This window comes from Undibacterium umbellatum (assembly GCF_014284125.1).
GTDB lineage: Bacteria > Pseudomonadota > Gammaproteobacteria > Burkholderiales > Burkholderiaceae_D > Undibacterium > Undibacterium umbellatum.
In genome coordinates this window covers 131,228-156,475 of record NZ_JACOFX010000007.1, presented here as the reverse complement: position 1 = coordinate 156,475, position 25,248 = coordinate 131,228, and the positions used below count along the sequence as shown (strand labels likewise).

24 protein-coding genes are annotated in these 25,248 nt (G+C 51.7%); 9 read left to right on the top strand and 15 right to left on the bottom strand.

All coding sequences use genetic code 11. The annotated features are described in order from the left end of the window. Positions 1–160 precede the first annotated feature (160 nt). The 6 genes from H8L47_RS15170 to H8L47_RS15145 all read right to left on the bottom strand — a co-directional run bounded on the left by H8L47_RS15170 (position 161) and on the right by H8L47_RS15145 (position 6,088). Positions 161–718, bottom strand: coding sequence for an RBBP9/YdeN family alpha/beta hydrolase (locus H8L47_RS15170; RefSeq protein WP_186954435.1), 558 nt, complete (start codon positions 716–718; stop codon positions 161–163). Between the two features lie 13 nt (positions 719–731). After that, entirely contained in the window at positions 732–1,625 is an 894-nt protein-coding gene (locus H8L47_RS15165) for a ParB/RepB/Spo0J family partition protein (protein ID WP_186954434.1), read from the bottom strand. A 2-nt stretch (positions 1,626–1,627) separates the two neighbouring features. Then, on the bottom strand, positions 1,628–2,404 hold the full coding sequence (locus H8L47_RS15160) for a ParA family protein (protein WP_186954433.1): 777 nt from the start codon (positions 2,402–2,404) through the stop codon (positions 1,628–1,630). Positions 2,405–2,420: 16 nt separating this feature from the next. Beyond that, the gene (gene rsmG / locus H8L47_RS15155) at positions 2,421–3,071 is read right to left on the bottom strand and encodes a 16S rRNA (guanine(527)-N(7))-methyltransferase RsmG (protein WP_186954432.1); all 651 of its coding nucleotides are present in this window, start codon (positions 3,069–3,071) and stop codon (positions 2,421–2,423) included. A gap of 129 nt (positions 3,072–3,200) precedes the next feature. Next, on the bottom strand, positions 3,201–5,144 hold the full coding sequence (gene mnmG, locus H8L47_RS15150; protein WP_186954431.1) for a tRNA uridine-5-carboxymethylaminomethyl(34) synthesis enzyme MnmG: 1,944 nt from the start codon (positions 5,142–5,144) through the stop codon (positions 3,201–3,203). Positions 5,145–5,329: 185 nt separating this feature from the next. Continuing rightward, positions 5,330–6,088 (bottom strand): TSUP family transporter, encoded by a 759-nt coding sequence (locus H8L47_RS15145; RefSeq protein WP_186954430.1) that lies wholly within the window; start codon positions 6,086–6,088, stop codon positions 5,330–5,332. Between the two features lie 198 nt (positions 6,089–6,286). Between H8L47_RS15145 and H8L47_RS15140 the strand changes: the two genes are divergently transcribed. The 4 genes from H8L47_RS15140 (at position 6,287) to H8L47_RS15125 (ending at position 10,284) form a co-directional block, all read left to right on the top strand. Beyond that, entirely contained in the window at positions 6,287–7,444 is a 1,158-nt protein-coding gene (locus H8L47_RS15140) for an iron-containing alcohol dehydrogenase (RefSeq protein WP_186954429.1), read from the top strand. 29 nt (positions 7,445–7,473) lie between these two features. Then, the gene (locus H8L47_RS15135) at positions 7,474–8,343 is read left to right on the top strand and encodes a response regulator transcription factor (RefSeq protein ID WP_186954428.1); all 870 of its coding nucleotides are present in this window, start codon (positions 7,474–7,476) and stop codon (positions 8,341–8,343) included. Between the two features lie 121 nt (positions 8,344–8,464). After that, on the top strand, positions 8,465–9,166 hold the full coding sequence (locus tag H8L47_RS15130) for an alpha/beta fold hydrolase (RefSeq protein WP_186954427.1): 702 nt from the start codon (positions 8,465–8,467) through the stop codon (positions 9,164–9,166). Between the two features lie 122 nt (positions 9,167–9,288). After that, a complete protein-coding gene (locus tag H8L47_RS15125; RefSeq protein ID WP_186954426.1) occupies positions 9,289–10,284 on the top strand; it encodes a HEAT repeat domain-containing protein in 996 nt (331 codons plus the stop codon). A gap of 71 nt (positions 10,285–10,355) precedes the next feature. On the opposite strand, the gene H8L47_RS15120 is transcribed toward H8L47_RS15125, so the two are convergent. The 8 genes from H8L47_RS15120 to H8L47_RS15085 all read right to left on the bottom strand — a co-directional run bounded on the left by H8L47_RS15120 (position 10,356) and on the right by H8L47_RS15085 (position 20,443). Further along, on the bottom strand, positions 10,356–11,336 hold the full coding sequence (locus H8L47_RS15120) for a branched-chain amino acid ABC transporter permease (RefSeq protein WP_186954425.1): 981 nt from the start codon (positions 11,334–11,336) through the stop codon (positions 10,356–10,358). Positions 11,337–11,347: 11 nt separating this feature from the next. Beyond that, positions 11,348–12,232: a branched-chain amino acid ABC transporter permease gene (locus H8L47_RS15115; RefSeq protein WP_186954424.1), complete on the bottom strand. Its 885-nt coding sequence runs from the start codon at positions 12,230–12,232 to the stop codon at positions 11,348–11,350. Positions 12,233–12,543: 311 nt separating this feature from the next. Next, on the bottom strand, positions 12,544–13,764 hold the full coding sequence (locus H8L47_RS15110) for an ABC transporter substrate-binding protein (RefSeq protein ID WP_186954423.1): 1,221 nt from the start codon (positions 13,762–13,764) through the stop codon (positions 12,544–12,546). Between the two features lie 76 nt (positions 13,765–13,840). Next, a complete protein-coding gene (locus tag H8L47_RS15105; protein WP_186954514.1) occupies positions 13,841–14,548 on the bottom strand; it encodes an ABC transporter ATP-binding protein in 708 nt (235 codons plus the stop codon). Positions 14,549–14,556: 8 nt separating this feature from the next. Further along, positions 14,557–15,330: an ABC transporter ATP-binding protein gene (locus tag H8L47_RS15100; protein WP_186954422.1), complete on the bottom strand. Its 774-nt coding sequence runs from the start codon at positions 15,328–15,330 to the stop codon at positions 14,557–14,559. 189 nt (positions 15,331–15,519) lie between these two features. Further along, positions 15,520–17,139 (bottom strand): GMC family oxidoreductase, encoded by a 1,620-nt coding sequence (locus H8L47_RS15095; protein WP_186954421.1) that lies wholly within the window; start codon positions 17,137–17,139, stop codon positions 15,520–15,522. Between the two features lie 27 nt (positions 17,140–17,166). After that, a complete protein-coding gene (locus H8L47_RS15090) occupies positions 17,167–18,198 on the bottom strand; it encodes an NAD(P)H-dependent flavin oxidoreductase (protein WP_186954420.1) in 1,032 nt (343 codons plus the stop codon). A 748-nt stretch (positions 18,199–18,946) separates the two neighbouring features. Next, positions 18,947–20,443, bottom strand: coding sequence for a CoA-acylating methylmalonate-semialdehyde dehydrogenase (locus H8L47_RS15085; RefSeq protein WP_186954419.1), 1,497 nt, complete (start codon positions 20,441–20,443; stop codon positions 18,947–18,949). 113 nt (positions 20,444–20,556) lie between these two features. On the opposite strand from H8L47_RS15085, the gene H8L47_RS15080 reads away from it, so the two are divergent. The 4 genes from H8L47_RS15080 to H8L47_RS15065 all read left to right on the top strand — a co-directional run bounded on the left by H8L47_RS15080 (position 20,557) and on the right by H8L47_RS15065 (position 23,010). Continuing rightward, a complete protein-coding gene (locus H8L47_RS15080) occupies positions 20,557–21,441 on the top strand; it encodes a LysR family transcriptional regulator (RefSeq protein ID WP_186954418.1) in 885 nt (294 codons plus the stop codon). A 95-nt stretch (positions 21,442–21,536) separates the two neighbouring features. After that, positions 21,537–22,265: a substrate-binding periplasmic protein gene (locus H8L47_RS15075; RefSeq protein WP_186954417.1), complete on the top strand. Its 729-nt coding sequence runs from the start codon at positions 21,537–21,539 to the stop codon at positions 22,263–22,265. Then, a complete protein-coding gene (locus H8L47_RS15070) occupies positions 22,265–22,537 on the top strand; it encodes a hypothetical protein (protein ID WP_186954416.1) in 273 nt (90 codons plus the stop codon). Before H8L47_RS15075 ends, H8L47_RS15070 begins: the two co-directional genes overlap by 1 nt. Positions 22,538–22,563: 26 nt before the next feature. Next, entirely contained in the window at positions 22,564–23,010 is a 447-nt protein-coding gene (locus H8L47_RS15065) for an FKBP-type peptidyl-prolyl cis-trans isomerase (RefSeq protein WP_186954415.1), read from the top strand. A 283-nt stretch (positions 23,011–23,293) separates the two neighbouring features. Here H8L47_RS15065 and H8L47_RS15060 read toward each other — a convergent pair whose 3' ends face one another. Further along, positions 23,294–23,578: a hypothetical protein gene (locus H8L47_RS15060; protein ID WP_186954414.1), complete on the bottom strand. Its 285-nt coding sequence runs from the start codon at positions 23,576–23,578 to the stop codon at positions 23,294–23,296. 162 nt (positions 23,579–23,740) lie between these two features. Between H8L47_RS15060 and glpK the strand changes: the two genes are divergently transcribed. Beyond that, positions 23,741–25,210, top strand: a complete 1,470-nt coding sequence (gene glpK, locus H8L47_RS15055; RefSeq protein WP_186954413.1) for a glycerol kinase GlpK — start codon at positions 23,741–23,743, stop codon at positions 25,208–25,210. Positions 25,211–25,248: the final 38 nt, after the last annotated feature.

Here is a 25,248-nt window from a genome sequence, read left to right as displayed (position 1 = left end):
AATTTGTTTGTCTTGCCACGATATAACCGGGCAGCGCAAATCCTCGCCTATCAAAACCACGGAATTATACGTGGTTGTGCGTAATAACGTCAAACGTTTGATGTATATCGTCAAACGTTTGGTGCATAGCACCAAAATGCAACATTTTGGTGCTTTTTTATTATTGTACTGGCTTTGCCGTTTTTGTGATTAATGTGTTGAGCCAGTCTTGGCCTTGTTTCCAGCTACCCAGTCCAGAGTCGCCATTGATATGGCCTTTCGCACCGATCAGGTGCAGCACCGCCCCCCAGCTTTTTGCCCAGGCTTGTGCAATTGGCAGGTCACACCAGGGGTCGTCGCTGGATGCTACCACGACAACCGGAAACGGAAACCGGATCTGCGGCATGGGATTAAATGTGGGTGCGGGGAAATTTTCCCTGCCCACATTTGGTGGAGCCACCAGGAATGCCGCCCTGACTTTGCTTTTATCCACAACGCCGGGCTTATCTGACGCCAGCCACCAGGCCGTCAGCGCACAACCCATGCTATGCGCAACCAGCACCACTTCGTCAGGCACTGCATTGACAGCAGCTGATAAAGTGGCGACCCACACATCCTTGACTGGATTATCCCAGTCTTGTTGCTCTACTCTTTTTACATTCGGTAATTCGGCTTCCCAGCGTGTTTGCCAGTGGCCGGGACCAGAGCTATAAAGGCCGGGCAAAGTCAGTATCTGCATGGATCAAGTCTTTTTACTGTCCGCGAATTTTCAGGATGATGCCGTCCAGGCTATCAAGGTCGGCAAAGTCTATCAGCATTTGTCCCCTGCCCTTGCTGCCCAGTTTCAAGGCAACCTGGGTTGCCAGCAAATCGGATAGTTCTTCTTCAAGACGGGTGATGTCGCGGGATTTTTCTGCCTTGTCACGCGGCTTGCCGCTGGCATTCATCTCAGCCGTGGTCTTGGCGACCAGCTTTTCTGCTTCACGGACAGACATGCGCTTGGCGACGATCTGGTTAGCCAGTTGTATCTGTGTGGCAGCATCTGTGACCAGTAGGGAACGGGCATGACCCATGTCGATGTCACCAGCCATCAGCATCGTTTGCACGGGTTTGGCCAAGTTCAGCAGACGCAACAGGTTCGATACAGCGCTGCGGGAGCGCCCTACTGCATTGGCCGCCTGCTCATGGGTGAAAGAAAAGTCGGTGATCAACCTATGTATACCCTGGGCTTCTTCCAAGGGATTCAAGTCTTCACGCTGCATGTTCTCGATGAGGGCCATGGCGGCGGCGGCCTGGTCATCCACATCCTTGACCAATACCGGAACTTCATCCATGCCAGCCATTTGCGATGCGCGGAAACGACGTTCACCAGCAATGATTTCGTAGCGGGTCACGCCATTGTTTTGTCCTATGGGGCGAACCAGGATAGGTTGCATCAGACCCTGGGCCTTGATGGAGGCAGCCAGCTCGGCCAGTGCGCCTTCGTCCATGCGGGTACGGGGTTGATACTTGCCAGCCTGCATTTGTGCCACGTTGAGGCTGGTAGGGGCACCAGTGACGGTAGGCACGGCTTCGGCAAAGTCGGCGGCACCGCCGAGCAAGGCGTCCAGGCCACGGCCCAGACCTTTTTGTTTTTTGATCGACATACTTATTTTTCCAGTTGTTTAATTCTTTCCACCATCTCTGCACCAAAGGCAATATAGGCTTGCGCCCCTTTGGATGCAGGATCAAACACCACGCCGGGGATGCCGTAAGATGGTGCTTCTGCCAGACGCACATTGCGCGGGATCAGGGTCTTGAAGACCTTGTCGCCGAAATGCTGTTCCAGCTGGTCGGAGACTTGTTGCGACAGTGTCATCCGTGGGTCAAACATCACACGCAGCAGGCCGACTATCTTCAAGTCTGGGTTGAGATTGGCAGAGACTTTCTTGATGGTATTGGCCAGATCGGACAAACCCTCAAGCGCATAGTATTCACACTGCATGGGGATAATCACTCCATGCGCGGCGCATAGGCCATTCAGGGTCAGCAGCGACAAGGCTGGCGGACAATCGATGAGGATGAAGTCATAGTCAGCATCGACCTTGGCCAGGGCTTCACGCAGGCGCTTGTCACGGTTATCCAGCGAGACCATTTCTACTTCAGCACCTGCCAACTCTCGGTTAGCGGGGAGAACATCAAAGCGGCCAGATTCAGAACGCAGTTTGGCCGTTGTCACATCCGACATACCCAGCAAGACTTCATAGATGGAAGCGGTCAGCTTTGCCTTATTGATACCTGCTCCCATGGTGGCATTACCCTGGGGGTCGAGATCAACCAGTAAGACGCGTTGATCGAGTTTCGCCAGGCCTGCGGCGAGATTGACGGTAGTGGTGGTTTTACCCACACCACCTTTTTGGTTTGCGACACAAAAGATTTTTGCCATAGAGGTTTCCGTGAGATCAGGCCTGGGTTTTCTTGATAAAGACGAGGTGACGTTCTGCCTGCAAACCAGGCACCGTCAAAGCTTGCAACTTGTCCACATGCCAGCCAGCGGGAAGGCTGTCTATTTCCTGCTTAGGTTGTACGCCCTTCATTGCAATGAACTGGCCGCCATCTGCCAGCAGATGACCAGACCAATTGACAAAATTAGCCAGCTCAGAAAATGCGCGTGAAGTGATGACGTCAAATGGCTCTTTGACCTGCAAGGCTTCTACCCTGCCGGTATGGACAGTAACATTCCTCAAACCCAGCTCAGTCTTTGCCTGGGTCAGAAAGGCGGTCTTTTTACTGACCGTATCTATCATGGACACTTTTGCCTGTGGATAAGTAATCGCCAGCATCATACCGGGCAAACCGCCACCTGCCCCTACATCCAGTATATTTTTTGCATCCTTGAATGCCGGCGCTGCAGAGAGCGAATCCAGCAAATGTTGTTTTACCATTTCTTTGGGGTCACGGATAGCCGTCAGGTTATAAACAGAGTTCCATTTTGATAACAATGTCAAATACACAATCATATTGTCAATTTGATCATTATTTAAATCCAGCGATAACTCCTCAACACCGCTCTGTAACATCGATCGTAACTGTGCTTGTTCCACGTGAATCATACGGCCTGGTCCTCGATTAATTTCTTGTTTTTCATTTCAATTTTTGTTTTCGTTTTTTTTCATCGCCTGAATACGTGCAGATGCCAAAGCACTTGCAAGACACGGGCGTAGTTTGATGTTCCACGTGAATCACTCAGCCTGGCCCTCGACGACAACATCTGCATTTGCCATGAACTCTTTAAAACCGCGCTTCTTCAAATGGACTAATAGCAAGGAAATTGCCGCAGGCGTCACGCCGGAAATACGACCACATTGACCCAGGCTCTCAGGCTGGTGCTTATTCAGCTTTTGCCGGACTTCGATGGAAAGCCCGTTCACTTCCATGTAATCAAAATTGGCCGGCATTTTGAGGTTTTCAAAATGCGCATGGCGCTCAACCTCTTTGGCCTGCCTGTCTATGTAACCGGCGTATTTGACCTGTATCTCAACCTGCTCGCGCACATGTGGATCGAGCACACCTGGCCCGGCCAGCTCCTGCCCTTCCACACCTTGCAAACTCATCAGGCTGTCATAAGTCACTTGCGGGCGACGCAGTAAATCAGCCAGGGAATACTCACGCTCCAAAGCCTTGCCAACAACGCGCTCGGCTTCGACGTCGGCCAGGATGCGCGGATTGACCCAGGTAGAGCGCAGTCTTTCCATTTCACGCGAAACACTTTCACGCTTTTCTTCAAACTGCTGCCATTGGGCATCGCTGACACAACCCAGTTGGCGGCCTATCTCAGTCAGGCGCATATCGGCATTATCTTCACGCAAACTCAGGCGGAATTCAGCACGGCTGGTAAACATGCGGTAGGGTTCTTGCACACCCTTGGTAATCAGATCATCTACCAGCACACCCAGATAAGCTTCATCACGACGTGGCACCCAGGCTTCTTTACCCTGAGTTTTCAGGGCAGCATTCAGGCCAGCCAACATGCCCTGGGCTGCTGCTTCTTCGTAACCGGTCGTGCCATTGATCTGTCCGGCAAAGAACAGACCTTCAATCTGGCGGGTTTCCAGCGATGATTTCAAACCACGCGGATCAAAATAATCATATTCAATCGCATAGCCAGGGCGCAGGATGTAAGCGCTTTCCATACCGCGCATGGAACGTACGAGATCCAGCTGCACATCAAAAGGCAGGCTGGTAGAGATCCCGTTAGGGTAAAACTCATTCGTGGTCAGGCCTTCAGGCTCCAGGAAAATCTGGTGCGATTCCTTGCTGGCGAAGCGATGTATTTTGTCTTCTATCGATGGACAATAGCGTGGACCTACCCCTTCAATAACACCCGTGTACATCGGGCTGCGATCCAGACCAGCACGGATAATGTCATGGGTTTTTTCATTAGTATGAGTAATCCAGCATGGCAACTGCCTTGGATGCATGCTGGCATTACCCATGTACGAGAACACCGGCACAGGATCAAGATCACCTGGCTGCTCTTGCATGAGCGAAAAATCGATGCTGCGACCGTCTATGCGTGGCGGCGTACCAGTCTTCAAACGGCCTTGTGGTAGCGCCAGCTCTTTCAAACGAGCAGACAAAGAGATCGCTGGTGGGTCACCCGCTCGGCCTGCGGAGTAGTTATTCAAGCCCACGTGTATCTTCCCATCAAGGAAAGTACCTGCTGTTAGCACGACTGCACGGGCGCGGAAACGGATGCCAACCTGGGTCACGGCACCGACAACGCGATTTCCTTCGACCAGCAAATCATCTACTGCCTGCTGGAATAACCACAAATTAGGCTGATTTTCCAGGCGACTACGGATGGCTTGCTTGTACAAGATACGGTCAGCCTGAGCACGGGTAGCACGCACAGCAGGGCCTTTGGATGAATTCAGGATACGGAATTGTATGCCTGCCTCATCAGTGGCTATCGCCATGACACCCCCCATGGCATCGACCTCTTTAACCAGATGCCCCTTACCTATCCCACCTATGGATGGGTTGCAGGACATCTGACCCAGGGTCTCGATATTATGGGTCAACAACAGTGTGGACTGCCCCATACGGGCAGCAGCGAGTGCAGCTTCAGTACCGGCGTGACCGCCGCCGACGACGATGACATCGAATTCTTTAGGATAAAACATGGTGGATTTCTGAGAATCTAGGAGATGAGGCTCGATTATAGTTTGTTTTGCAGTGCAAACTTTGACGAGCTAAAGATTCTCTTTTTATTTAGATCTATGTTTCACGTGAAACATGAGTATCAAGACATAAAAAATGGGGCCGAAGCCCCGTTTTTCACCTTCCGACTGTTTCACGTGAAACACAGCTATTTGAGAAAACCATCATAGCTAGTCTTACATATCAATGCCATCACCACGCCGAGGAACATCCTGCGAACAAATGATGTGCCGTGTTTTATTGCCAAATGACTACCTAAAATTGATCCACCAACACCACATACGGCCATTGTTAAACCCAGCATCCAGAGCACATGACCACTGTAACCAAACCAGATGAGCGCTGCGGTATTGCATGCGACATTTAATACTTTGGCAGCCGCAGAGGCTCGGAGAAAGTCATAGCCGAAGATACGAACGAACAAAAACATGAAGAAACTGCCCGTACCTGGCCCAAAGAAGCCATCGTAAAACCCGATGCCTGCTCCTATCAGCATAGCCATATAAGTCTCCTTGCTCCCCACAAACACTGGCTTATTGTCAGCCCCGAACTCTTTTTTCTTGAAGGTATAGATAGCTACGGCCAACAAAATGAAAGGTAATGCCTTACGCAAATAGGTAGGCGGGATGTGTGTTACCAGGAAAGCGCCAGCAAAAGAAAATACAAAAGCCATCATGGCGGCTGGTACCACCATGCTCCAGCGCAAACTCACTGTCCTCATATAGCGAGCAGCCGCTACTGTCGTACCCCAGATACCAGCCATCTTGTTGGTACCCAAGAGCGTTGCGGGGGCCGTTCCCGGCAAGAAAGAAAACAAGGCCGGCACCTGAACTAGCCCACCACCGCCAACGATGGAATCAACAAATCCGGCAAAGAAAGCCGCAAACCCAAGCAAAACTATATCCATAGGTAACCAGAAATCATCGTAAATTAAAGATACAAACAAAGGACACAAGTGAGGAACAAGCAAGATGCAAGCAACTGCTTACCGGATATAGTACGATGAAGACCAGGTATTAAATCGGAACAGAAACGCACTAACAGATTGGAATCACACCTTGCTTCACTACCTTTAAACATCTAGCCACAATCGGAAAATGTAAATATGAATGACTTTGAATTTAGAACCGTCCCCAGCTTGATCAGCCAAACCGGTGCAGCAACGCGCCTGGGTAAAATCATACGCCAGGAATTTCCAGCGATTAGCCATGTACTGCTGGTGACCGATGCCGGTTTCCTGCGTACTGGCCTGGTACAGCCAGTGATAGCCAGCCTGGAAACGGAACAACTCAAAGTCAGTATTTTCTCCGACGTGATTGCCGACCCGCCAGAAGCGGTGGTCTTGCAGGCAGTAGCCAATGCACGCAGCCTGCAAGTTGAAATGGTCGTCGGCCTGGGCGGTGGCAGTTCCATGGACGTGGCAAAACTCATCGCCATCCTGGCTGGCAGCGATCAAAGCCTGTCCACCATGTATGGCATAGGCAATGTCAAAGGCAAGCGCCTGCCGTTGATACAAATCCCGACCACGGCTGGAACAGGTTCTGAAGTTACCCCTATCTCCATCGTCACCACGGGTGCCACCACCAAGATGGGCGTGGTCGCGCCACAGCTATATGCTGACATCGCCATCCTCGATGCGCACCTGACAACAGGCTTGCCACCCAAGGTCACCGCCGCCACCGGCATTGATGCCATGGTGCATGCGATAGAAGCCTATACCACCAAGCATAAAAAGAACCCGCTGTCCGACATGCTGGCGGTACAGGCTTTAAAATTACTCTGGAACAATATTGACGAAGCCTGTACCAATGGCAACAACCTGGCGGCAAGGCAGGCCATGCTGCTCGGTGCCATGCTGGCCGGGCAGTCTTTTGCCAATGCGCCCTGCGCGGCAGTGCATGCGCTGGCCTACCCGGTAGGTGGCATCTTCCATGTGCCACATGGTTTGTCGAATTCCCTGGTCTTGCCCCATGTACTGCGCTTCAATGCCAGCCATGCAGCTGAACTGTACGCTGAGCTGGCCACCATCATCGCACCAGAAGCCACAGGAACGGCTGAGCAGCGTTGCCACGCCATGATCAAGGCCATGGAAGACCTGGCAACCCGAGTAGGCATAGAAACCCGCCTGAGCCAGGTTGGTGTCACTGAGCAAGATCTCGATCAACTCGCCAGCGACGCCATGCTGCAAACGCGCCTGCTCGGAAATAATCCACGTGAAGTGACGAAGGAAGATGCCAGGGCGATCTACGCAGCAGCCTTGTAAGTACGAAGGTGGCGCATGAGCAAGCATCCATGCGCCATCCACCCTATATCAGCGCCAGCATTCGTAGCATCTCCCACCCATCACGCAAATTTAAAGTAGCCAGAAGGACGAATACAGACATGGTGAACTTTGCAGAGCAACTCTCCAGGACATCCATACTGCCCATCATCATGGCTTGTGCAGAAACCCGCAATGCAAATGACTTCAGCATGATCGCACAAGGCATATTGCGCGAAATCTTGCCGCATGAAATGATGGTCTGCGGCGTAGGTGGCGTCAGCCCGCAGGGCAACTATGTACATAAATTATTGCAGTTCAATTGCCCGGCAGAGAGCTACCACTATTATCAATCCCTGCTCGACAGCAAAGGCCGGGCAAATAGTCCCTTGATGCAAAAATGGCGGGAAACACAGGAACCGGTTTTCTTCCAGACGGGGCGTGATGATCATGCAGTCCCCGCTGAATGGCTGGCTTCATTCAAGAAGCAGAAAATGCATAACACCGTTGCCCATGGCATGCTGGACCTGAGCGGGCATTTTTCCAGCTATTTCATCTTCACAAATCTGCCCTTTGAAGTCAGTCATCAGCACGCTTATCTGCTGGCCTTGTTGACACCTCATCTGCACCTGGCACTTGCACACGCCCTAACTAAGGTAGAAGAATTTCCCGTCAGACCCGGTATCAATAATAAAACCCTCAGTGAGCGGCAAAGAGAAATCCTGCACTGGATGCATGAAGGAAAAACCAACTGGGAAATAGCCACCATCCTTGAACTCACCGAAGTCAACGTCAAATATCACATCGACCAGATCTTCGCCAAACTGGATGTACGCAGCCGCGTGCATGCCGTGTCCAAAGCCTATGAACTGGGCTTGCTGTTAGCAACGCATAAAAACTGAACAGCACACCCCTGCCACTATCTGAATAGATAGTGGTGATCATACCGACTTGCTCCTACCCTGTTTTTTCCAGCGCACCCATGCGCGGGATTACATAAAAAACACCACAGGAGACATCATCATGCAACACCATACACTCACCCGGGTGCTCATTGCCATGGGCCTCGGTTTTATCGCCTGCGCCAGCAACGCAGCCTGCCTCGACAATGTGGTACTGGTACACGGCAATGCCGGTTCACCTTCAGACTGGAATGCCACCGTCACCACCTTGAAAAACCAGGGTTATGCCGATGCCCAGCTATATCGCCCCAACTGGGGATCGAAAACCAATCCCGCCATCAATGACCATGGTGCCGCCAATACCAATCCAGTGAAAGCATCCTTGCAGGCTGCCAAGGCAGCATCCTGCACTGGCAGGATAGATGTCATCGGCCATTCCATGGGTGTGACCCTGGCGATGAAAGCCATCAATGAACTGGCGTATGCAACATCAGTCAATTCCTTCATCGGCATCGCCGGTGCCCAGCACGGCCTGGGATCATGCGGAGTCTACCCTTTCAATGTCATGACGCCGACTTGCGGCAGCAATGGCCTGGCGATCGACAGCCCCCTGATCCTGTCAGTCAAGAACAAACGCTATGGCAGCAAAATGTATTCCATCAAAAGCTATATCGATGAAGTCGTATGTTTTGGCAGTTGCTATGTCTATGGCTCGCATACCAGCAATATCGATGGGCAGAATGCGACCTACGATTTCTGGCTGGGGCATTTTGGTTTGAAGGACTACACCACCAATACCCAGGCCAGCCTGGTGCTTCAATAATCACTCTCACCACAATAATCAAAATGGAAAAAGTCCCCATGTACAATAAAACGGTGTTGTCCATATCATCCATGCAAAATGCTATTGCAAGGGCTTTTTCCAAATTAGGACAGCTTCAAACCATGAAAAAAATCCTGCTCTTGCTGAGCCTGCTTGCCCTGGCCAGCCTGATATCAATGAACTGGATGACGCTGCCTTCAGACACAGCCAGCCCAGCACCAGTAGTCGCCAAGCATGGGCGCAGTAACAAAGCACCGGCAGAAAGTCAGGCAGCACATACACTGGGTCAATTCACCGGGCTGTGGGGAAATACAAACAGCACTTCAGCACCCGCAGATAAAGCAGATCCATTTGACTTGCTGTGGGCACGAACCTTGTCACCTGCCGACCAGCTTGAAGGAAAAGAAGATGCCCAGGATCAGTTACGAAAACTCGCGCAAGAAAATCCGCACTACGTGAAAAAACTGGTGGCGCTGTATGACAGTGAGACATACGCCGCCAGCAGGGAGCTCATCATCAACCTGCTCGCCAGCATACCCAGTGCTGAGACTTTGGCTTTATCAAGACGGCTTGCCAGCAGCCCGGATTCCGGACAACGCAAAGCAGCTTTATCCATGCTGGGCAACCTGAATATCAATCTGCAGGAAGAGCGTGAACTCATACTGCTATCGCTGAATAATCAACAAGTACCGGCCGTCGCCCTGCAGGCATTGGCAGCACTGAAAGCACCTGCACCAGCAGGAATTGACGGGCCACCCAAGCCCGCTAACAATATGCTGGACAGCGCCGATACCAAAACAACTGCAGCCGTGATCAGGCAACTACAAAGCCTGACTGAAAATCCAGATGCCACAGTCAGAAGCCGCAGCATTTCACAGCTCGCGCAATGGGATAAAAACGACAGCAGCCTCAATTACTTTTCTACTGCCCTGAATGATCAAATACCAGAAGTACGCCAGGCAGCCATCTTTGCCATTGCGCAGTCGGGCACGAATGCTGAAACCGTGAAACAGCTGCTGACCAGCCTCGTCAACAATGCCAGCGAAACTACGATAATCAAAACAAGTGCACGACAAGTCTTGGAAAGGCTGGCAGATAACAAGCACGTCGCCAACTAAGTCTTCAAGAAAAGAAAAAGCCCCGGGAATTTTCTTCACGGGGCTTTTTTGCTACTGGCAATTCAAAGCATTCAACCGGCCTTGGCCTTGCCATTGCGTTCAACATAGGCCATCAATTCACCCACAATACCACGCCTGAAAGCCAGTACGCAGACGATGAAAATCAGGCCAGTAACGATGGTGACTGAGTCACCTATGGTGCGGAACCATTCTATCGTCGTGACGTTTGCCAGCATGTTACCAAGATCACCGAGTTTGTTTTCCAGTGCGATGATGATAATGGCACCCACTATCGGGCCCACCAGCGTGCCCAGACCACCCACCAGCGTCATCAATACTACCAGGCCAGACATGGACCAGTGTACGTCCGTCAGCGTCTCAAAACCGAGTACCAGGGTTTTGGTGGCACCTGCCAGGCCTGCCAGTGCTGCCGACAGCACGAAAGCCATGAGTTTATAGCGGTCTACGTCATAACCTAGCGAGATCGCACGTGGTTCGTTTTCCTTGACGGCTTTCAAGACCTGACCAAAAGGTGAATGCACGGTACGCATGACGATGGCAAAGCCGGCAATGGCAATTGCCAGCACAAAGTAATACAGCGTCAGATCAGAACTCAAATCCACTGCGCCCAGCAGTTTGCCGCGCGGCACACCTTGCAGACCATCTTCACCACCAGTGAACTTGGCTTGCAGGAAAACGAAGTACAACATCTGCGCCAGCGCTAGCGTGATCATAGTGAAGTAAATACCCTGGCGGCGTATCGCCAGTGCGCCCATCAACAGGCCTATCAGGGCTGCAGCCCCTACTCCAAGCAAGATACCCAGCTCGGTCGGCAAGCCTGCATCCCGCAAGGCCCAGCCAGCTATATAACCGGCAGCACCAAAGAAGGCAGCGTGACCAAAAGACAGCAAGCCAGTGAAACCAATCAGCAAATTAAAAGCACAGGCAAACAGGGCGAAGCACAAGAGCTTCATCAGGAACACCGGATAGACTATAAACGGTGCCGCCAGTAACAGGGCAAAAGCAATGCCGTAACTGATTTTCTTATTCATGGTGGCTCCGTTCATTTTTCTTTACCGAACAAACCGGCAGGGCGGATCATCAGGACGATAGCCATGACGATGAACACGACAGTTGCCGACAGCTCAGGATAAAACACCCGCGTCAGACCTTCGATGATACCCAGGCCCAGACCTGTCAAAATCGAACCCAGGATAGAGCCCATGCCACCAATCACCACCACCGCAAATACCGTGATAATCAGATTGGAACCCATCAAAGGCGATACTTGTATGACTGGCGCTGCCAGCACACCGGCAAATGCAGCAAGAGCCACACCGAAGCCGTAAGTGAGGGTGACCATCAGCGGGACATTGACACCAAAGGCTTCCACCAGTTTGGGGTTCTCGGTACCGGCACGCAGGTAGGCACCGAGCTTGGTCTTTTCAATGACGAACCAGGTCGCAAAGCACACCACCAGCGAGGCCACCACGACCCAGGCACGGTAGTTAGGCAGGATCATGAAACCCAGGTTGGTCGCCCCAGTCAGCGCATCCGGCACCTGATAGGGCTGGCCAGATACGCCATACACCGAGCGGAACACACCTTCCAACATCAGGGTGATACCAAAGGTCAGCAACAAGCCATAAAGATGATCGAGCTTGTACAGCCAGCGCAGCATGGTCTTTTCTATGATGATGCCAAACAGCCCCACCAGCAAAGGCGCAGCAATCAGCATGACCCAGTAATTGATACCAAAATAATTCATGCCCATCCATGCGAGGAAGGCACCCATCATATACAGGGCGCCATGGGCAAAGTTAATCACATTGAGCAAGCCAAAAATCACAGCCAGCCCCAGAGACAGCATCGCGTAAAACGAGCCGTTGACCAAGCCCAGCAAAAGCTGGCTTAGCATCGCTTGCAGCGGAATACCAAATATTTCCATGGCACGCTAAATAAAAATGGATGGAAAGGCGAAGACCTCTCAACACAGAGGCACGGAGACACAGAGAAAATCAGGAGAAAAGCCGCATCTTTCTGGCTGATCAGTAAACAATTTTTCTGTGAAAGACTCTGAGAGAAACGGTTTCGTTTTTTAACATTGGAAGCATCGCGACGAAGTCCGCGACGCCTCCATTTCAAATTACAAACACAGCATAAAATTCAATTACCGGGATGCAGAGCAAGGCGCAAAACACAGCAATACTTTAGTATTGCGAGGCTTTGCAACGCCGCTATGCGCCCGGAAATTGGATTTTATTTCCAGAGGGCACACTTGGATTCGGATTTGGTGGTAAATGCTTGTTCACCCGGAATAGTCTGCGCCACTTTGTAGTAATCCCAAGGCTCTTTTGATTCAGCGCTGGTTTTCACTTGCATGAGGTACATGTCATGGATCATGCTGCCATCGCCACGGATGTAACCGTTTTTGGCATACATGTCATTGACCTTGGCGCTCTTCAGTTTTTCCATGACTTTTGCAGTGTCATCGGTACCGGCAGCCTTGACGGCATTCAGGTAAGTCATCGTTGCAGAGTAATCAGCCGCTTGCAGGCTGGACGGCATTTTTTTCATTTTTTCGAAATAGCGACGTGACCATTTACGCGCTTCATCGTTTTGATTCCAGTACCAGCTGTCGGTCAGGTACATGCCGTTAGTGGCATTCAGACCCAGGGAATGGATGTCATTGATAAACATCAGCAGGCCTGCCAGTTTCATGGTCTTGGTGACGCCAAATTCGTTGGCCGCTTTAATCGCATTGATGGTGTCGCCGCCAGCATTTGCCAGACCCAGGATTTGTGCCTTGGAAGCTTGTGCCTGCAACAGGAAAGAAGAAAAGTCAGATGCTGACAAAGGATGTTTGACTGAACCTGCGACTGTGCCGCCATTGGCTTTGACCACATTGGCGGTATCACCTTCCAGCGAGGCACCAAAGGCATAATCAGCCGTCAGGAAATACCAGCTTTTGCCACCTTGTTTGACAACGGCAGAACCCGTGCCTTTTGCCAGGGCTACTGTGTCGTAAGCATAGTGAATTGTGTTTGCTGTGCATTCTTCATTGGTCAGGCGGGCAGTACCAGCACCGATAGAGATGAAGATGCGTTTCTTTTCAGCAGACACTTTGGACATGGACAAGGCTGTACCTGAATTGGTACCACCGATCAACATATCGACGCCATCGCGGTCAAACCATTCACGTGCGCGGCTGGCTGCGATATCGGCCTTGTTTTGATGATCGGCTGTGACCAGTTCAATTTTCTTGCCCAGAACCGTGCCGCCAAAATCGGCAATCGCCATCTTGATGGCTTCTGCGCCACCCTGGCCATCGATATCAGAGTACAGGCCAGAAATATCGGTGATGAAACCGATCTTGACCGTATCACCCGACACTTGCGCATTTGCATTCAGCGCAAAACCAGCGAGTGCGGCGGAAACAGCGAGACTTGCTACTTTTAATTTCGTGAATGTTGCTTTCATGCGTCTTCTCCAATCATATTTTTATTCAAACCTGCTTCACCAAGACAGCGAGGCAGTTACCTTACAGATGTACATCCTAAACACCCAACAACTCATTCAAGACCGGCATTTTTTCTTGCAATTGTGCAGACGCAAAGCTCTCAACAATCTGCCCATGCTCCATGACATAAAACCTGTCCGCCAGCGGAGCAGCAAAGCGGAAATTCTGTTCCACCATGACGATGGTATAACCCTTGGATTTCAGCATCGTGATCATGCGCGCCAGAGCCTGCACGATGACCGGCGCCAGACCTTCGGAAATTTCATCAAGCAATAGCAGGCGAGCGCCTGTCCGCAAGATACGTGCGACTGCCAGCATCTGTTGTTCACCGCCGGACAGGCGTGTTCCCTGGCTGTTTTTACGTTCTGCCAGATTCGGGAACATGTCGTAAATCTCTGCCACCGACATACCCTGGTTATCTTTCGATACTGAGGGCGGCAACATCAGGTTTTCTTCTGTGGACAAGGATGAAAATATCCCTCGCTCTTCCGGGCAATAACCTACGCCCAGATGAGCCACCTTATAGGTCGGCAGGTGGATGGCTTCTTGTCCATTGATTTTGATTGACCCTTTGCGTGCACCTGTCAGGCCCATGATGGCGCGCATGGTGGTAGTACGCCCGGCACCATTGCGGCCAAGTATGGTGACTACTTCACCCTGGTTCACTTTCAGGTTCACATCGTGCAGGATGTGCGATTCACCATACCAGGCTTGCAGGCCGGTAATTTCCAATGCGGGACTCATATTGTTACTCATGCATGCGCCCCTTCCAGCTCACCACTGGTACTGCCCATATACGCTTCCATGACTTTGGGATTGGTGGACACTTCCTGATAAGTGCCCTCGGCCAGCATTGCACCGCGTTGCAAGACCGAAATCTTGTCGCAAATGCCTGACACCACACTCATATTGTGTTCCACCATGAGGATGGTACGGCCAGCCGATACCTTCTTGATCAACTCGGTCACGCGATGCACATCTTCATGACCCATGCCTTGCGTGGGCTCATCGAGCAGCATCATTTCAGGTTCCATGGCCAGTGTCGTAGCGATTTCGAGGGCCCGCTTGCGGCCATAGGGCAAATCAACCGTCACCGTGTCGGCAAATGAAGTCAGGTCAACTTCGGCCAGCAATTCCATGGCACGGGCATTGAGCTGGTTCAGCGATTGCTCGCTTTTCCAGAAATGAAAGGATGTGCCCAGTTTTCTTTGCAAACCTATGCGCACATTTTCCATGACAGTCAGGTGCGGGAAAACCGCCGAGATCTGGAAAGAACGTATGATGCCCTGACGCGCAATCTGGGCCGGTTTGGCCGAGGTGATATCGCTGCCATTGAACAGAATTTGCCCCGAAGTCGGGACAAGAAATTTGGTCAGCAAATTGAAACAGGTGGTCTTGCCAGCACCGTTAGGGCCGATCAGGGCATGGATATGCCCACGTTGCACCTGCAAATTTACCTCACTTACAGCTGTGAAGCCCTTGAACTCTTTGGTCAAGCGCTTAGTCTCCAGGATGACGTCGGTCATCTCTTCTCCTTATTGTCTGGCTTATGGTTACTACTCCAACGCGACAACACTTCCTTTATTTTTTGGAAGTTTTTTATATTAGCTTTTTATAGTACCCAGCAAATGGATTTCTAAACAATACGGTATAACTACTGTAAGTAATTCCACGCAGAAAAATTACTTCCTCTTTTTGATTCAATTTCCGTCCGCTCAGCTTGCCAATATACTCGTGGCTGCCTTCTCTGCAATCATCACAGTAGGTGAGTTGGTATTACCTGAGGTTATAGTCGGCATAATAGAAGCATCAGCCACACGCAGGCCGTTTATGCCTATGACGCGCAGGTTGCTATCAACCACCGCCGCAGTATCGTCCACCCGTCCCATCTTGCAAGTGCCTACCGGGTGGAAAATCGTCGTACCTATATCCCCCGCCGCCCTCGCCAGTTCTTCTTCTGTCTGGAACTGTACGCCAGGCTTCATTTCTTCAGGGCTGTATTTTTGCAAGGAGGGAGTAGCGATGATCTTGCGTGTCAGGGTCAGGGAGGCTGCTGCAATTTTGCGGTCTTCTGCCGTCGTCAGATAATTGGGGACGATTTTTGGTGCGGCAGCGGCATCATTGCTGGCGATGCGGACGTAGCCGCGTGAAGTAGGGCGCAGATTGCAGACACTGGCAGTGAACGCCGGGAAATCATGCAAAGGGTCGCCAAATTTTTCCAGCGACAAAGGCTGTACGTGGTATTGCAGGTTAGGTGTCGCCTGGCTGGCATCCGAGCGGGTAAATGCACCCAGTTGCGAAGGTGCCATCGACATCGGCCCGGTCTGGAACATCGCATATTCCAGCCCTATGCGCGCCTTGCCTATCAGACTATTGGCCATCTTGTTGAGCGTGCGTGCGCCGGTAATCTTGAAGGCAGAACGTATCTGCAAGTGGTCTTGCAAGTTACCACCTACACCAGGCAATTCATGCACAACATCAACTCCAGCCTGTTGCAAATGTGCTGCATCACCAATGCCGGACAATTGCAAAATCTGCGGTGAACCTATGGCTCCTGCGGCCAGCACAGTTTCTTTCATGGACTCGGCAAACCAGCTGCGGCCACCACCTATGAATTCCACACCCGTACATCGCTTGCCTTTCTCATCACTCTTGATGACCAGTTTTTGCACCTGGCAACCAGTCATGATGGTCAGGTTAGGCCTGCTTGCTGCCGGTTTTAAAAATGCCTTGGAGGCATTCCAGCGCACGCCACGTTTTTGATTGACATCGAAATAGCCGCAACCTTCATTATTGCCACGATTAAAATCATCACTTTTAGGGATGCCGACTTCGGCTGCTGCATTCCGGAAAGCATCCAGGATTTCCCATGACAGCCTTTGTTTTTCCACCCGCCATTCGCCGCCCTTGCCATGGAATTCTGCATCACCGCCGTGGTGGTCTTCGCTCTTCTTGAACAAGGGCAAGACATGTTCCCAGCGCCAACTATCATCCCCTGTCAGCTCTGCCCATTGCTGGTAATCCCTTTCCTGGCCACGCATGTAAATCATGCCATTGATGGAGGAACTGCCGCCCAGCACCTTGCCACGCGGATAAATCAGGCTACGGCCATTCAGGCCAGCTTCTTCCTCAGTGCGGAACATCCAGTCTGTACGTGGATTATTGATGCAGTACAGGTAGCCAACCGGGATGTGTATCCACACATAATCATCCTTGCCACCCGCTTCTATCAGCAAGACCCGGTTATCAGGATTCTTGCTGAGGCGGTTTGCCAGTACGCAACCTGCAGTACCGGCACCGACGACGATGTAATCAAACTGTCCTGCTGCTTCCATACTGTTTTCCCTTGTACCTGATTAATTTTACATTTCCGCGATCAGTGCAGCCATCAACTCCGCCACACTCAAATCCCTGGTGGCGGCCATACCCTGCCCGGCCCACATCGACATCAACTCGGTATTCGCTGCCTTGCCCGCCGCTGCACGTATGGAACCCGTCAGTGCATTTTGTATCGGATAGGCGGGCACTTTGTCAGCGACTGCCTCCAAGGTTTGCATGAAATGATTGTCGAGGCCACGCGCAATACGACCAGAAAAAGCACGGGTCTGGCGTGTGGTGTCACTGCTGCTCTCCAGCAGCCGTTGCTTGTAGGCTGGGTGTATCGCAGATTCCTTGGTTGTCAGGAATGCCGTACCCATCTGCACCATTTGCGCGCCAGCCTGTAAAGCCTGTTTGATCTGCCTGCCATCCATGATGCCGCCAGCGGCGATGATGGGCGCCTGCATATGCGGTTTGCAGGCTTCCAGCAAGGCGAACAGGCCGAGGGTCGAATCTTTTTGCGCACCAATGAAAGTCCCGCGGTGACCACCCGCCTCCACTCCTTGCAGGCAGACCGCATCTGCGCCCATGGCTTGCCAGACGATGGCTTCCTGCAGGTTGGTGGCGGTACCTACCACTTTTATTCCGGCATCATGCAGGCGCTGCAACTGGCTACCGTGCAAGACATCGAAAGTAAAACTTGCCACTGCAGGGCGTGCCGTGATCAGGGCATCGAGCTGTGCTTCAAAGTCTTCACACCAGCGTGTCGGGGTCGGCAAGTTGTCCCAGCCCAGCTCTTCGCAAACTGGTTGCAGCAATAACTTGGCGGCTTCCAGTGCGGCAAAGTCGACTTGTGGCCGGGTTTGGACGAAGAGGTTGATGGCGAAGGGTTTGTCCGTCAGTCTTCTGATGTGCTCAGCCTGCTCTATGATGGCGAGTGGAGTCAGCAAGGGGGCTGCCAGGGAGCCCAGGCCGCCTGCATTTGACACTGCGGCCACCAGCTCTGGGGTGGTGGCACCACCGGCCATGGGGGCCTGGATGATGGGGTGGGGGCAGAGGGTTTGCAGACTGGACATTTGGGGCTCCGGGTTTATTTAAGTGAGTTGTTGGAAACAGGTAAATCAGGCTTTCATCAATTTTCGTGTTTGTACGCTAACTCATTTACTCACTTCTGTCACTGTATTGCGATTGCAGGTCGGGGGTAGCCCGACAGCTACTCACTTTTCTTGTCTCGCCAAGAAAAGTAAGCCAAAGAAGGCGACCCAGGCGTAGTCGCCCCCTAAAGGGGGTTCCCGTTTGTGCGGTACAAAAAATGGGAAGGCCCGAAACTCGCTCCGCTCAAACAGCGGTCCTTCTTAATCCATTTTCTGTACCGCACAAACGGCGACTACACATGGGAACTGCAAAAGTCAAAAACAACAGCAAACCCAAAACCCCGGTTGATTGACGACACTCAATGCATTTTAAATTTCGGTTACATTGGTGTTGATGTTGCAGTTGCTTTTGACTCTGTTCTTGACTTTCGTCCGCTTGGGACGAAGCCGTTTGTGTGATGCAGAAAATGGAAAAAGAAGTGTCCGTTGTTTGAGCGCAGCGAGTTTCGGACACTTCCCATTTTTTGCTTCGCACAAACGGGCACTCCCGAAGGGAGCGAGTCTGCGGTCGCCTTTCTTTGAATACTTTCTTTGGCGAAGCAAAGAAAGTATTTCGGTCGCCGGGCCGAGACCCGGCTTGTGTCTACGGAGGGCAATCGTTTTAATAAAGACTCAAGCATGCAATGAACGCCACCAGGCTTCTGCCTGCGCAGGAGCGACGTTAATACCGCTACTTCGCCACTGGCATCGTAAACTCCGCCCCTTTATCTATGCTATCCGGCCACCTCTGCATGATCGATTTATAGCGCGTATAAAAGCGTATGCCCTCTTCCCCATAGGCATGCACATCGCCAAACAAAGACCGCTTCCAGCCACCAAAAGAATGCCAGGCCATGGGGACAGGGATAGGCACATTGATGCCCACCATGCCAACCTGTATGCGGCGGGAAAACTCGCGAGCCGTGTTGCCGTCCGAGGTAAACAAAGACACACCGTTACCAAATTCATGACGGTTGATGAGTTCAACAGCAGAGGCAAAATCAGGCACGCGGACTACGCACAGAACCGGGCCAAAAATTTCTTCACGATGTATCTTCATACCCTCTTTGACATGGTCAAACAGGCAGCCCCCAAGAAAGAAACCGGACTCATGACCAGGCACTTTGAGGCCACGGCCATCGACCAGCAGTTGCGCACCTTCGGATATGCCTTCAGCGATATAAGACTCGATTTTTGCCTTGTGCTGAGCGGTTACTACCGGGCCCATTTCGGCATCAGACTCCATGCCGTTTTTAATCTTCAAGGCTTCAACCCTCGGTACTAAAGCCTCGACAAGTTTATCAGCCACATTGCCAACGGCAACAGCAACCGAGATCGCCATGCAGCGTTCACCGGCAGAACCATAGGCTGCCCCCATCAGGGCATCAACGGCTTGTTCGAGGTTGGCGTCGGGCATGACGACCAGGTGGTTTTTTGCGCCACCCAAAGCCTGCACGCGCTTGCCCATGCGAGTGCCTTCGCTGTAGATGTATTCAGCGATGGGAGTTGAACCAACGAAGGAAATGGCAGAGACATCAGGATGCTGGAGCAAAGCATCGACAGCCACTTTATCGCCCTGCACGACATTGAATACCCCATCCGGCAAACCGGCTTTTTTGAGCAAGTCAGCTATCAGCAAAGAGCAGGATGGATCACGTTCAGATGGTTTCAAAATGAAGGTATTACCAGTCGCAATCGCCAGCGGTGCCATCCACATAGGCACCATGAAGGGGAAGTTGAAAGGCGTGATGCCTGCCGTCACACCCAGCGGTTGGCGCAGGTTGTAATTGTCTATGCCGCCACCGATATTGTCCGAGAATTGTGATTTCAACAGTTGCGGCATGCCGCAGGCGAATTCGACGATTTCTATGCCGCGTGTGACTTCACCCATGGCATCCGACAATACCTTGCCGTGCTCGCGGGTAATCAGGGTGGCCATTTCTTTGTGATGCTGGTCCAGTAATTCCTTGAACTTGAACATCACACGGGCGCGCTTCAGCGGAGCGGTTTCTGCCCAGGCCGGTGCGGCAGCCTTGGCGGCGGCGATGACGGCATGTACTTCCTCTATGCTGGCGAGGGCAACACTGCCCGTCACTTCGCCAGTGGCAGGATTAAACACATCTTGCTGTCGACCACTGCTGGATACATAGGTCTGGCCATTCATATAATGCGCAATTGTGGATGTCATAAGTAAACCTTGTGGATAAGTTTCGTTATACGGAAAGATGTGCACCACAATAATCGACTACCCGCTGTAAATCCAATGAGTTATTATCAAGAGCAATATAAGGATTGCTAATAATGGATTTGACACAACTACGTGCTTTTGTCGCTGTCGCCAGGGAAGCCAACCTGACCCGGGCGGCAGCGCAACTGCATGTGACACAACCCGCAGTCAGTCTGCAAATCAAGTCCCTGCAAGAGAGCTTGCAACTCACTTTATTCACGCGCAGTGCCAGTGGCATGCGTCTCACCAACGATGGTGCCAGGCTTTTGCCTTTTGCTGAGAAAGTCATCGCCAGCATGGGCGAGTTCCGCCAAACCGCGCATGCCTTGCACAGCACTGTTTCTGGCGAGCTGGCAATAGGGACGATCCTGGACCCCGAATTCACCCGCCTTGGGGTATTCTTAAAGCGACTGGTCGAGACTTATCCACAGTTATCCACAAAATTGCAGCAGGGCATGTCGGGTACGGTCTTGCAACAAGTGCGTGCGGGTAGCCTGGATGTGGGGTTTTACCTGGGCCAGCCACCAGATGATGGCAAAACGCCCTGTCATAGCCTGGTGCTGACAGCATTCACCTATCGGGTGGTAGCGCCGAATGGCTGGAGAAGCCGGGTCGCTGGTCAGGGCTGGGCCAGCCTGGCAAAGTTGCCCTGGCTGTGGACCCCGCCAGAATCTGCCCATCATCGTCTATTAAACAAAATCTTCGCCGAACATGATGCCATTCCCAACAAAGTTGCCCTGGTGGACCAAGAACCGACCATGCTGGATCTGGTCAAGTCCGGCGTGGGCCTGAGCCTGATACGGGACTCCATCGCCATACGCGAAGCCCACGCCCATGGCCTGGTGATTGCCGATGCAGTCAGCATCACCACTGAACTAAGCTTCATCTGCCAGGAGAAACGCCAACATGAAGCCATGATCGCCGCCAGTTTTGCCTTATTGAAAACAATCTGGTCATAAACACCACTTTGCTTGTACAGCAATCAGAAATAGCTGCCCTAATTGGAAATTCAGCGGTATATTTCCACAAATTATCTCTATCGGAAACCTGAGTCGTGAACTCCCTGAAATCCAGTTTGCTTTGTTGCCTGGTCGTCGTTCCTGCCATCAGCCATGCAGAAACGATCAAACTGCTCATCCAGGAATTTGCACCATTTACCCATACGGATATCAAGACTGGAGAAATTCAGGGGGCACTGACGGAGAAGGTGCAAGAAATCCTGAAACGTGCCGGAGATAACTACAACATCGGCAGTACCTCGCTGGCTCGTGGGCTGCAATCCACTCTCAACGATGATAATACTTGCCTGTTTGGCTTTCGCAGGACGCCTGAGCGCGAAAACTCTTTTAAGTGGGTGGGGCCACTAGTTACCGATAATTGGGTTTTGTATGGCCGCAAAACGGATAGCCGGCTATTGAAAAATTTTGAAGATGCCAAACCCTATTCCATAGGCTCCTATAAAAATGCGGCGACAGGCTTGCAACTCCACGAACAAGGATACAAGATAGAATTTTCCAACCAGGACGAGGATAATCCACGTTTGCTGGTCAACGGCAGGCTGGATTACTGGATAGTTTCAGAATCGCATGGCATGGTCATTGCCCAGCAACAAGGATTTGGCCACGAGATTGCGCGCGCCATCAAGTGGAAAAGCATAGAGCTCAATATGTTATGCAATGTCCGCATGGATAAGCAGCGTATGGAGCTGTACAACAAAATAAATAAAGAGCTGGATAACGACGGCACTATGGAAAAAATCATGCGCAAATACGGGATCAAATAATGGCCAGATCAACCAAGGCCGCCTATGCTGTCAACCGCCTGCGCGAGCGTAGCAATGCAGCCTATTCCATGGTCAGCCTGGCCGATGGCCGTTTTTCCCTGACTCTGGCCAATCTGGAACAGCCAGATGAATTACCAGCCAGTGTCAGTGAAGCCATGGAAATGGATGAATTTGTCGCTTATGTGAATAACTTGCAAAAGCTGGCTCCAAAAAAAGCCAGCAAACTGGATATCGCCTTTGAGAAAAAACTCGCGGCAGCCAAGCAAAAATAATCTGCCTTACCAATAAGGAAAACCGAATGAAATACAAATGTCTTACCGCCCTGCTCGCCAGCGCTTTGTTCACTGGCATCTTTTCCGTCTCACTGGCCCAGGCACAAGCACCTGATAGTGTGGTCATCAGCAGGCTCACTAAAATCGATGAAAAAATTGGTAATGGCAAGCTGGCAAATGTAGGCAATACCGTCAATGTCCACTATACGGGCTGGCTGCATGATCCCTTTGCCCACAAGGAACGCGGCACCAAGTTTGATAGCTCGGTAGGTCAGCAAGCTTTCTCATTCACCATTGGAGCAGGTCGTGTCATCAAGGGTTGGGAGCAAGGTGTGGCTGGCATGAAGGTAGGCGGCAAACGCACCCTGATCATCCCGCCAGAACTGGCTTATGGTGCATCAGGGGCTGGCAATGGATTGATACCGCCTAATTCTTATCTAATTTTTGATATTGAATTGCTGGACGTCAAATAAGAGAACGCTGCTAGGGCGTGTTGACATATCTTTTAGTCAAGCGAATGGGTGAGAAACCTTGTCTGGCTAGGCGTGCGGAGCGCTGCTTGGCGAGCCAAGTGAGCGACGAACAACAACGCCAGGCGAGGTTTCTGGCCCATTCCCTCCGGGTTCCCGCCATATCGCACGCTGGACAGCGTTGCACGTCTTGTCAGGGGCACCAGCCCTGACTGCACCGCACGCCTTGCCAGCCCGCGATATGGCGGGAACGCTTTGTCTAAAAGATATGTCAACACGCCCTAGCTCAAGGCTGATTTTTGGCTTTGCTTTCCTGTGTCCCCATCCAGGCGGCATCATAGGAATACATGGCATAAAAGAAAACCGAAATCGCCAGCACAGTCGCCAGGGTCCCTGCAAAAAACAGGGGACTCAGGCCCGTCGGGAAAACATATTGATACCAGCTCAGCAGGCTGGCGGCGACCATGGCAAAAAAAGCCAGGATGATCAAACTGCGGCTTTTGCGCATGGTGCCAAAAGCCATTAACAGCAGTACCAGTAAAGATAAAGAAAAATTGATTAATCCTGGCACAGGTTACCTTTCTTGCATAGTAGTCAATATTAATTAATAATCTACTATAACAAATTCAACTTTAATTACCAGCACGTTGCTGGCTTATTTTGTAACCAGACGTCAGCATCAGGCTGAATGTTTTTCACTCTGCATCTTTTCCCGGACGCATCAGGAATTTTTATGACATATCTGCTTGCACTAGACCAGGGTACTTCCAGTTCGCGCAGTATCATCTTTAATGAGCGGGGAGAATTGATCGCCACAGCCCAGCAAGAGTTTCGTCAGATATTCCCGCAACCAGGATGGGTGGAACATGATGCCATGGAAATCTGGCAAGGCCAGTTCTCCACCTGCCAGCAAGTCTTGAGCAAGGCAGGACTGAAAGCGACAGATATTGCTGCCCTCGGTATCACCAACCAGCGTGAAACCACAGTATTGTGGGACAGAAAAACAGGTCAACCGCTTTACCATGCCATCGTCTGGCAAGACCGCCGGACAGAAACTTATTGCGATGAATTGCGCCAGCAAGGCTATGCCGGGCGCATCCAGGCCAAAACCGGCCTGATACTCGACCCCTATTTTTCTGCTACCAAACTCAAGTGGCTGCTGGACAACATTCCCGAAGCCCGCCGTCGCGCCCAGGCTGGTGAACTGGCCTTTGGTACTATCGATAGCTGGCTGGCCTGGCAACTTAGTGAAGGCAGCTTGCATGTCACTGATGTCAGCAATGCTTCTCGCACCATGTTGTACAACATCCACGATAACAAATGGGATGAAGAATTACTGAGCTGGTTTGATATCCCCAGGGCTTTGCTGCCTGAGGTTTTACCATCCAGCCACCAGTTTGGACATAGCAAGCTGCTGGGTGCTGCCATCCCCATCGCCGGTATCGCCGGTGACCAGCAAGCTGCCTTGTTTGGCCAGGCTTGCTTTACACCGGGCATGGCAAAAAATACTTACGGCACCGGTTGCTTCATGCTCATGCATACAGGTGATCAATGTCCAAGTTCGCATAATGGCCTGATCAGTACGGCAGCCTGCCAGACCGACAGCCGTGCCCAGTATGCCGTTGAGGGTAGTGTCTTCATTGGTGGGGCTGTGGTGCAGTGGCTCAGGGATGGTTTGAAAGCCATACAGCATTCCACTGATGTAGAACAACTGGCGGCCAGCGTGCCAGATTCTGGCGGAGTAGTATTTGTCCCTTCGTTTACTGGTCTCGGTGCACCTTACTGGGTACCTGCCGCCAAGGGTGCCATCCTGGGCCTGAGCCGGGGCAGCACGGTAGCCCACATCGCCCGCGCTGCGCTGGAGTCGATCGCCTTCCAAAGTACCGCCTTGCTGCAAGCCATGGTCAGGGATGCAGTTTTCCCTATCAAGGAATTACGTGTCGATGGCGGTGCAGCAGCCAATAATATGTTGCTACAATTCCAGGCTGATTTGCTGGGCATACCCGTGATACGTCCCAAAGTGACGGAAACCACGGCCCTGGGTGCAGCCTATCTGGCCGGCCTGGGTGTCGGTGTGTACAAAAATATGGAAGAATGCGCAGCACAGTGGCAAATGGACAGGCAGTTCACGCCAGCCATGAGTCGCGATGAAGCAAATAATCTTATGAAAAACTGGGAAGTCGCCATAGGAAAAGTAAGATAACCCGCAGCAGATATCCATAGCCTGGGTATCTGCTGTAT

Bases quoted from the DNA above. Each gene is read 5' to 3' on its own strand.
- H8L47_RS15170 (WP_186954435.1), bottom strand. From the start codon at position 718: ATGCAGATACTGACTTTGCCCGGCCTTTATAGCTCTGGTCCCGGCCAC.
- H8L47_RS15165 (WP_186954434.1), bottom strand. From the start codon at position 1,625: ATGTCGATCAAAAAACAAAAAGGTCTGGGCCGTGGCCTGGACGCCTTG.
- H8L47_RS15160 (WP_186954433.1), bottom strand. From the start codon at position 2,404: ATGGCAAAAATCTTTTGTGTCGCAAACCAAAAAGGTGGTGTGGGTAAA.
- rsmG (WP_186954432.1), bottom strand. From the start codon at position 3,071: ATGATTCACGTGGAACAAGCACAGTTACGATCGATGTTACAGAGCGGT.
- mnmG (WP_186954431.1), bottom strand. From the start codon at position 5,144: ATGTTTTATCCTAAAGAATTCGATGTCATCGTCGTCGGCGGCGGTCAC.
- H8L47_RS15145 (WP_186954430.1), bottom strand. From the start codon at position 6,088: ATGGATATAGTTTTGCTTGGGTTTGCGGCTTTCTTTGCCGGATTTGTT.
- H8L47_RS15140 (WP_186954429.1), top strand. From the start codon at position 6,287: ATGAATGACTTTGAATTTAGAACCGTCCCCAGCTTGATCAGCCAAACC.
- H8L47_RS15135 (WP_186954428.1), top strand. From the start codon at position 7,474: ATGCGCCATCCACCCTATATCAGCGCCAGCATTCGTAGCATCTCCCAC.
- H8L47_RS15130 (WP_186954427.1), top strand. From the start codon at position 8,465: ATGCAACACCATACACTCACCCGGGTGCTCATTGCCATGGGCCTCGGT.
- H8L47_RS15125 (WP_186954426.1), top strand. From the start codon at position 9,289: ATGAAAAAAATCCTGCTCTTGCTGAGCCTGCTTGCCCTGGCCAGCCTG.
- H8L47_RS15120 (WP_186954425.1), bottom strand. From the start codon at position 11,336: ATGAATAAGAAAATCAGTTACGGCATTGCTTTTGCCCTGTTACTGGCG.
- H8L47_RS15115 (WP_186954424.1), bottom strand. From the start codon at position 12,232: ATGGAAATATTTGGTATTCCGCTGCAAGCGATGCTAAGCCAGCTTTTG.
- H8L47_RS15110 (WP_186954423.1), bottom strand. From the start codon at position 13,764: ATGAAAGCAACATTCACGAAATTAAAAGTAGCAAGTCTCGCTGTTTCC.
- H8L47_RS15105 (WP_186954514.1), bottom strand. From the start codon at position 14,548: ATGAGTCCCGCATTGGAAATTACCGGCCTGCAAGCCTGGTATGGTGAA.
- H8L47_RS15100 (WP_186954422.1), bottom strand. From the start codon at position 15,330: ATGACCGACGTCATCCTGGAGACTAAGCGCTTGACCAAAGAGTTCAAG.
- H8L47_RS15095 (WP_186954421.1), bottom strand. From the start codon at position 17,139: ATGGAAGCAGCAGGACAGTTTGATTACATCGTCGTCGGTGCCGGTACT.
- H8L47_RS15090 (WP_186954420.1), bottom strand. From the start codon at position 18,198: ATGTCCAGTCTGCAAACCCTCTGCCCCCACCCCATCATCCAGGCCCCC.
- H8L47_RS15085 (WP_186954419.1), bottom strand. From the start codon at position 20,443: ATGACATCCACAATTGCGCATTATATGAATGGCCAGACCTATGTATCC.
- H8L47_RS15080 (WP_186954418.1), top strand. From the start codon at position 20,557: ATGGATTTGACACAACTACGTGCTTTTGTCGCTGTCGCCAGGGAAGCC.
- H8L47_RS15070 (WP_186954416.1), top strand. From the start codon at position 22,265: ATGGCCAGATCAACCAAGGCCGCCTATGCTGTCAACCGCCTGCGCGAG.
- H8L47_RS15065 (WP_186954415.1), top strand. From the start codon at position 22,564: ATGAAATACAAATGTCTTACCGCCCTGCTCGCCAGCGCTTTGTTCACT.
- glpK (WP_186954413.1), top strand. From the start codon at position 23,741: ATGACATATCTGCTTGCACTAGACCAGGGTACTTCCAGTTCGCGCAGT.